The sequence below is a fragment of the Streptomyces sp. UNOC14_S4 genome (genome assembly GCF_020740835.1).
Lineage (GTDB): Bacteria > Actinomycetota > Actinomycetes > Streptomycetales > Streptomycetaceae > Streptomyces.
On the sequence record NZ_JAINFC010000439.1, the window covers coordinates 1 to 6,388 of the forward strand.

The window sequence follows — 6,388 nt, forward strand, 5'->3', positions numbered from 1 at the left end:
AGGGGGGACCCGGCGGTTCCGGGGCCGGGGGGTCTTCGGCGCCGCGCAGCCCGCATCGTGGGGCGCTCGCGCACGGATGAGCCGCCCCCGTCCAGTTCCTCCGGTCACCCGGATGGAGCCCCGCGCGGCTCGCCGGAGACGGGCGGTGAACAATGGGGTACGTGACCCGAGCATCCTTGGAGAAGCAGCCGCACGAAGTCGCCGCGATGTTCGACGGCGTAGCGGCCAAGTACGACCTGACCAACGACGTACTCTCACTCGGACAGGCCCGCCTGTGGCGCAAGGCCGTCGACCGGGCCGTGAACGCCCGTCCGGGCGAGAAGGTGCTGGACCTCGCGGCCGGTACGGGCACGTCGTCCCTGCCGTTCGCCGCCGCGGGCGCGTACGTCGTCCCCTGCGACTTCTCCGTCGGCATGCTCGGCGAGGGCAAGAAGCGCAACGCATGGCTCCCGTTCACCGCCGGTGACGCCATGCGCCTGCCGTTCGCGGACGGTGTGTTCGACGCCGTCACCATCTCCTACGGCCTGCGCAACGTGCAGGACACCGACGCAGCCCTGCGCGAGATGCTGCGCGTGACGAAGCCGGGCGGCCGTGTGGTGATCGCCGAGTTCAGCAGGCCCACGTGGGCGCCGTTCCGCACGGTCTACACCGAGTACCTGATGCGCGCGCTGCCGCCGGTCGCCCGGGCCGTGAGCAGCAACCCGGACGCGTACGTCTACCTCGCCGAGACCATCCGCGACTGGCCGGACCAGCCCGCGCTGGCCGCGCTCCTGCAGGAGGCGGGCTGGACGAAGGTGGCGTGGCGCAACTTGACGGGTGGCATCGTCGCGCTGCACCGCGGTACGAAGCCGGCTGCCTAGCGGCGCGTCCCAACTGTTCGTCTGCGGGCCGGTGGGGGCTGGCCGCGCAGTTCCCCGCGCCCCTTACGGGGCGCGGTACCGCTCTGGGCGCGGGCGGAGCCACCGCGCGGGCACCGACGCCGGGGTACGGGCCCGTACGCGAAAGCCCGGCTCATAGACTCGGGTGACCGAGTCCTTCGCCGAAACGGAGAGCCGACCGTGACCGAGTCGACCGAGTCCCAGACCGCCCACAGCGCCGACGTGATCGTCGTCGGCGCAGGCCCGGCCGGCTCCACGACCGCCTACTACCTGGCCAAGGCGGGCTTGGACGTCCTCCTGCTGGAGAAGACGGCGTTCCCGCGCGAGAAGGTCTGCGGTGACGGCCTGACCCCGCGTGCCACCAAGCAGCTCGTGGCGATGGGCATCGACATCTCCGAAGAGGCGGGCTGGCTGCGCAACAAGGGCCTGCGCATCATCGGCGGCGGCGTCCGCCTCCAGCTCGACTGGCCCGAGCTCGCGTCCTTCCCCGACTACGGACTCGTCCGCAAGCGCGACGACTTCGACGAGCAGCTCGCCCGGAACGCGCAGAAGGCGGGCGCCCGGCTCTACGAGCGCTGCAACGTCGGCGCGCCGATCATCGACGACCGGACGGGCCGGATCACCGGCGTCCACGCCAAGCTGGGCGAGGAGAAGGCGCCGGTCACCTTCCACGCGCCGCTCGTCGTCGCCGCGGACGGCAACTCCACGCGCCTGTCGCTCGCGATGGGCCTGCACCGGCGCGACGACCGCCCGATGGGCGTGGCCGTGCGCACGTACTTCACCTCGCCCCGCCACGACGACGACTACCTGGAGTCCTGGCTGGAGCTGTGGGACCGGCGCGGCCCCGGCCCGGACCGGCTGCTGCCCGGCTACGGCTGGATCTTCGGCATGGGCGACGGTACGAGCAACGTGGGCCTCGGCGTCCTCAACACCTCCGACTCCTTCAAGGAGCTGGACTGGCGCGAGGTGCTCAAGGCGTGGTGCGCCTCCATGCCGGAGGACTGGGGCTACACCCCGGAGAACATGACCGGCCCGATCCGCGGTGCCGCCCTGCCGATGGCCTTCAACCGTCAGCCGCACTACACGCGCGGCCTGTTGCTCGTCGGTGACGCGGGCGGGCTCGTCAACCCGTTCAACGGCGAGGGCATCGCGTACGCGATGGAGTCCGGGCAGATCGCCGCCGACGTCATCGTGCAGGCCCACGCCCGCGCCTCGTACGCCCAGCGCGAGCTGGCCCTCCAGCGCTACCCGAAGATCCTCAAGGACACGTACGGCGGCTACTACACGCTGGGCCGCGCCTTCGTGAAGCTCATCGGCAACCCGAAGGTGATGCGGATGGCGACGGAGCGGGGGCTGACGCATCCGCTGCTGATGAAGTTCACGCTGAAGATGCTGGCGAATCTGACGGATCCGACGGGGGGCGACGCGATGGACCGCATCATCAACGGGCTGTCGAAGGTGGCGCCGCGGTCCTGACCACGTGGCCTCCGGGGGGGGGCGAGCTGGTCGCGCTGAATCCCCTCACCTTCCAGATGGAGAACTTCAACGCCAGGGTCACGGACGCCGGTACCGGGCAGCCGCTGGCGGGCATGGTGGTGAAGTTCCACCTGGCCGGCGGCAGGGCGGTGGGCGCTGCGGTCACGAACGGCCAGGGTGTGGCGATCGCCAACTCCCCGCCGAGCACCGCCCCGTCGACGGGGCGGACCGTCCTGGGCTGCTGCTGCGCCGACCTCCAGGGCGACGGCACCTGCAGCGGAGTCCAGGCTCACGGCACGATCGGGCTGGGCACCGTATGAACCGCATGAGGTGAACGGCCTTGGGCCCTGCTCCGCGGGTTCGTGCCTGTGGCCCGGGGCCCCGGGGCCTGCGGGCCTCTCCCTGTGGCGGTCGATGCCCGGCGTCTCCGAGAGTGACGAAAGTTACACAGAGTGTGTTCCGGGGTCGCCCTCTGTGTGCGTCTGCCCAGAGCTGTTCACCTCGAAGGGCCGACTCGCTTGCTATGCCGCAAACCTGACGGAGAAAAAGTTTCGCGCCTAGCGCGGCGCACGGGTCCGTGATGCGTCGGCTGTCCGGCCGGCTGTCGGCGGACAGCGTTATGAATTAATCGACTTTCAGGGCTGTCGACTCGGTGTGCTGCCGGTTTCCATTGAAGGGGTGATGGGAATGAGGGCGATGGAGTCGATCTCTTGAGTGCGGGGTTTGCGTAGGAGAATGGGAAAACGGGACGCATGTGGGTGGGGCGTCAATTTTGGCTGGTCGGGTTGCACTCGCAACCGGGGGCAGGGCGGTCAGGTGCCTAACTCGACCGATATTGATGATTCTTGATCGATAGTCATCGTGCGATGACGCCCTCGCTGTTTCGCGACAGCGGGGCCACTTCGTCAGAAGCCACGCAAAAGGAGCAAAATCGAGAGTGAGGCGGGGGCTCTGCGGCGTGATCAAGTCGGTGCCGCCGTCGCGGCAAGTCCCCAGAGGTAGGGGTTTTTGTCGGGCAGTTCGGTTACGGGGAGACCTTGCCGCGGGATCTGGTGTGACCCTAACCCTGTCCGTGGTGTTTACTGGGTGCCGGTCTGCTCCTTGGTAGGTCCAGGCCCTTTCCGGGAGGTCTCGGGGGTGGTGCCCCGGGGCCTCCCTTTTTATGGAGTGTTCGCGCCCGGGCTTGTCCTTGCTTATTCGGGAAAAACCCTTTCGGGGCTCTGAGGCTGTCCGGTCAACGGCCCGGATCTCTTACGGCATGGTTGCCGCGTATCCGATCGGGACGGCAAATGGGAGTTTGTAATAAAGCCCCAGGGTGAGGGTGTCCCTGCTCAGGGACCTCGCTGGAGATCCGTCGACCCGGGGGGTAGCGTTGTTTCCCGGCCGTCTCCACGTGCTCGGCCTCACCACAGCCGGGCACTTGCACCTCCCGGAGAGGGTCCTGGACCTACCAACTGGGGCCCGCCGTAGGGCGGGTCCCAGTACGTCTGCATCGCAGAAAGTAGATCGATGATCAACATTTCCGCGGAGGGGTGCGACCTCTCGTATGTGACGTTCTGCCGCCGACCCGCCGGCAAGGGTGCGCGTGTCCGCGCATGCCTGACCGCCCCTGGGGCGGAGGAGTGAAGATGCCCTCCGCGGCCGAGAACTCGCGGCTGACCGACCTTCTGCTCGGCCACCAGGCGATGCCTGACGGCAGCTTTCTCCAGCGCTTGCCGACACAGGTGTGGCAGGCCATGCTCCAGACGGAACCCCGCCCCCGTGCCCGGGTGTTCGCCCAGGACGAGCTTCTGCCGCTGGGAGCGGAGTTCCCGATCGTGTACATCGTCATAGAGGGGTGCGTGCGTCAGGACCGCTACCCCTTGGGCGACGGCAAAGGCATCCCGACGGTCACCCGGTTCAGGGGCATCGGTGAGCTCGTGGGCGAGGCCAAACTGATCTCCCCGGACTCCTCCGTCGCCACCCGGTGTCTGTCCCAGACCGTCGTCATCCCCTGGAGCGTGCGCTCCATGAACCTCGTGCAGGGCCGTGCGCCCGAGGTCCAGCTCGCTCTGCTGCGGAGTCTCGAGGACCGTAACCGCAGCGACGAGCTCGTCTACACCATGAGCGCGAGGCCGCCGTTCGAGCGGGTCGCCAGGCTCATCTCCCACCTCGCCGACATCGCCGGCGTCCCCGACCCCCGGACGTCCAACTGCACCGTCGTCATCGGTCCGAGCCAGAAGGACATGGCCGCCGCGCTCCAACTCGGCCTGTCCACCGTGGAGAACGAGATCCGGACCCTGCGACGTCACCGCGTTGTGGACGCCCGGTACCGCAAGTTCGTCGTCCGCGACCTCGAGGCCCTCCGCCGGTTCGCCGCCCACGCGGTATAGACCTGTCGCGGCTCCCCGGGCCTACCATTCCCTGCATGCCGGTGCCCATGGGTTCCGGCGTACCACGAACGGACAGTGCTTTGATGACCAGCTTCACCACGCTGGCGCTCGGTACCAGCGCCGGAACCCTCCTGTGGACCGTGATCATCGGTATTCTCATGGCCGCACTCGGCATGTACACCCTCAGTCACCAGCGGAGGGTTTTCGCCTGGACGCAGTGGATGCGGGAGAGGGACGAGGGGAACGTCGAGCTCGACAGGCTCCGCGAGTGGATCGATAACCTGTACGAGGCCCAGTGTGCACTCGCCCAGAAGCCGTGCCACGCGGGCGACTTCGCGGAAGTCGTCCGGATCACCCATATGATCAAGGGTGTCGCCGACCACTCCGAAGTCCTCCGATCCGAGCTCACCAGGCTGGTGGAGCGCGCCGAGAGCTGGATCTCGACGGCCCTTCCCGAGCTGGACCCCGATGCGAAGGTGCCTGCCGCGGAGCACCGCGCCCAGCTCGTGCGAGCCATGAAGCAGGAGGCCGCCCGCGTCGAACTGGTACGGGCCGTCCTCGCCGCCCAGGGCGAGATCAATTCGTTGCGGCGGGGCTGACGCGCGGCATGCGGCGGGATGCACTCGAGTCCAGAGATCCTGACCGCGACCGCCTCCGGGTGCGCCTACCGATCAGGTGTGAGGGCCCATCGTCGACCGCTGGGGATGTGCCACACGGACGCGCGGCCGTCGGGCTCGCGGGCGTACCCGAACCGGTCCTGCACGGGACGGTCGTGGTCGTTCCACCATGTCCAGGCGGCCTCGACCTGGTGCCACAGGTCGGTGGTCCCTCCGTACGTCACGACGCCGGTCGCGTCACCGGTGAGCGGGCCACGGGCCCATGCCCCGTCGTGGTGCTGGATCTGGATCGACATGACGCCCGTGTCGTCGCGGTGGTAGACGAGCTTCGCCTTGGGGAGATGGAATGCGAGCAGCAGGCGGAACGGGTAGTGCGCGCGGATGTCGTTCGCCGTGACGGGCGTCGGACGGCTGCCGCCTGTGGGGGCGGCCGGTGTCCGTCGCGGACGGGGGTAGGTGAGGGCGTCGTCCCGTGCGGCCATGAAGCGGCCGGTGGTGCCGGTGAACGCCCCGACCGCGCGGCCCTCTTCGTCGACGGTGAGGCGGACGAGCCCGCCTTCGATGCCGAGCGCCACGTCGGTGTGAATGATGGACCCGGGGCGGGTCTGCCTGACCCAGGCCGCGGGGACGGCCGGTACCGAGCAGGTGGCGATGATCCGGTCGAACGGTTCGGCGGCGGGGTAGCCGTTCTGTCCGTCGGCTGCGGTGAGCTGCGGGGCGTACCCGATGGCGGCCAGTCGCTCTTGGGCCTTGCGGACGAGCGTGGGGTCGATGTCGACGGAGTGCACGGTCCGGTCGCCGAGACGGGCGCAGAGCAGCGCGGCGTTGTAGCCGGTGCCGGTGCCGACTTCGAGGACGCGGTGGCCGTCCTCGACGGTGAGTTCTTCGAGCATCCCGGCCATGAGGCCGGGGAGGGTGCTGGACGAGGTGGGGATGCCGGTCCATGCCGATGCGTCGACCTGCTGGGCGGTCTCCGGGTCCAGAGCCGTGACGAGGGTGGTGTCGCGGTAGATCGCGGCGAGTTGCTCGTCGGTGGCGGTGGCGG

The 6,388-nt window shown here is 69.0% G+C and carries 6 protein-coding genes; 5 read left to right on the top strand and 1 reads right to left on the bottom strand.

Going from position 1 to position 6,388, the window contains the following annotated elements:
- Positions 1-161 precede the first annotated feature (161 nt).
- The 5 genes from K6I34_RS28885 to K6I34_RS28905 all read left to right on the top strand — a co-directional run bounded on the left by K6I34_RS28885 (position 162) and on the right by K6I34_RS28905 (position 5,325).
- Positions 162-860 (top strand): demethylmenaquinone methyltransferase, encoded by a 699-nt coding sequence (locus K6I34_RS28885; RefSeq protein ID WP_229330304.1) that lies wholly within the window; start codon positions 162-164, stop codon positions 858-860.
- Positions 861-1,058: 198 nt separating this feature from the next.
- The gene (locus tag K6I34_RS28890; RefSeq protein WP_229330306.1) at positions 1,059-2,354 is read left to right on the top strand and encodes a geranylgeranyl reductase family protein; all 1,296 of its coding nucleotides are present in this window, start codon (positions 1,059-1,061) and stop codon (positions 2,352-2,354) included.
- A 56-nt stretch (positions 2,355-2,410) separates the two neighbouring features.
- On the top strand, positions 2,411-2,674 hold the full coding sequence (locus K6I34_RS28895) for a hypothetical protein (RefSeq protein WP_229330308.1): 264 nt from the start codon (positions 2,411-2,413) through the stop codon (positions 2,672-2,674).
- 1,308 nt (positions 2,675-3,982) lie between these two features.
- Positions 3,983-4,726 (top strand): Crp/Fnr family transcriptional regulator, encoded by a 744-nt coding sequence (locus K6I34_RS28900; RefSeq protein WP_229330310.1) that lies wholly within the window; start codon positions 3,983-3,985, stop codon positions 4,724-4,726.
- Between the two features lie 83 nt (positions 4,727-4,809).
- The gene (locus K6I34_RS28905; protein WP_229330312.1) at positions 4,810-5,325 is read left to right on the top strand and encodes a hypothetical protein; all 516 of its coding nucleotides are present in this window, start codon (positions 4,810-4,812) and stop codon (positions 5,323-5,325) included.
- 65 nt (positions 5,326-5,390) lie between these two features.
- On the opposite strand, the gene K6I34_RS28910 is transcribed toward K6I34_RS28905, so the two are convergent.
- Positions 5,391-6,388 (bottom strand): methyltransferase domain-containing protein (locus K6I34_RS28910; protein ID WP_229330314.1); only part of this gene is annotated, 998 nt, incomplete at its 5' end.